Source organism: Tateyamaria sp. syn59, from assembly GCF_007995245.1.
In the GTDB taxonomy this organism is placed as follows: domain Bacteria; phylum Pseudomonadota; class Alphaproteobacteria; order Rhodobacterales; family Rhodobacteraceae; genus Tateyamaria.
Genome location: NZ_VCBA01000008.1, coordinates 1 through 1,205 on the forward strand (window position 1 = coordinate 1; position 1,205 = coordinate 1,205).

Annotated in this window: 2 protein-coding genes; both read left to right on the top strand. The window is 57.4% G+C overall.

The features are described 5' to 3' along the window. The first annotated feature begins 57 nt into the window (after positions 1 to 57). A complete protein-coding gene (locus tag FD715_RS15360; protein WP_147111608.1) occupies positions 58 to 405 on the top strand; it encodes a transposase in 348 nt (115 codons plus the stop codon). Between the two features lie 290 nt (positions 406 to 695). Beyond that, positions 696 to 1,205 (top strand): DDE-type integrase/transposase/recombinase (locus FD715_RS22550; protein WP_189799509.1); only part of this gene is annotated, 510 nt, incomplete at its 3' end.

A 1,205-nucleotide genomic window follows, 5' to 3' on the forward strand; every position in this document is an offset into this window, starting at 1 on the left:
ATTGTCCTTCCCCCTTAGAACTGGGCCAGTATATTGGCCGCGAGATGGGGATTTGGCATGGCGAGGAAGCGACATTCAGACGAAGACATCTTGAAGCTGCTGCGTGAGATCGAGCTGAAGCTGGCTGCGGGCGATGACGTGGCTTCGGCATGCCGCAGTGTTGGGATCAGCGATGCGACGTATTACAACTGGCGCAAGCGTTTTGGCGGGATGGGACGTGCGCAGTTGTCTGAGCTGAAGAGCTTGGAGAATTGGAGCCGATTAAGCAAACGATCCGGGGGATCGTTTGTCAGGCGGAACAACGCGCGGTTGAAGAAGAATGAGCCCTTTGTCCGCCATTGGTCCGAGGACAATAGGCGAATGCTGAGCTTGAACTGGACAAGCTCATCCTCAGGGAAAGTCTGAACCACCTAAAGCCCAGGGTCCCGCTGACCGGCAGTGCATTGCGACAGCAATGTCACGAGAGGGAGACCACAGAGGAGCTCCGTCAGGCCGTCATTCACACACGCCAGAAGCTCGCGACGTCTCAGCGACGGACGCGCCGGGTGATCGGTCTGGCGCGGAGCTCCCTGCAGTACCGGTCGGCAAAAAGAGATGACGAAGAATTGCGATTGGCAATCGTCCGGCTGGCGAAGCAATACGGTCGATAAGGGTACCGCAAGATCACCGAACTGCTTCATGTTAAAGGCTGGAGGGTGAACCACAAGAAGGTCGAGCGACGAGACCTTGTCCGCCATTGGTCCGAGGATAATGGTGGAGTGGCGCTAGGAAGGGCTACAGCTCCCGCAACGCCACAAAAAGCGCAAGCGGCTCTACTTCAAGTAAAGTTCGATCATCCGGCTCAGGCGCACGCATCCGAACCACGTCTGGGCAGTCCACTGCTCGTCAGGCGATTGCGAAGCAATCTGCCGAGTGGAGACTTCGTCTACGACAAGCTCAGCAATGGCCGCGGCTACAAGATGCTGATTGTTCTGGATGAGTTCACGAGGCAGGCGTTGGCGGTGACGGTACGCACCAAGATGGGAGCGGACGACGTTCTCGAAGCACTTTATCCACTCCTCGTAAAGCACGGCACTCCGCAGTACATCAGATCGGACAACGGACCCGAGTTCGCGGCAGAAGCGATGCAAGATTGGCTTCGAAGAGTGGGCATCAAGCCGATCCGTATCTATCCCGGATCGCCCCTCTCGGGACATCGCCATGCG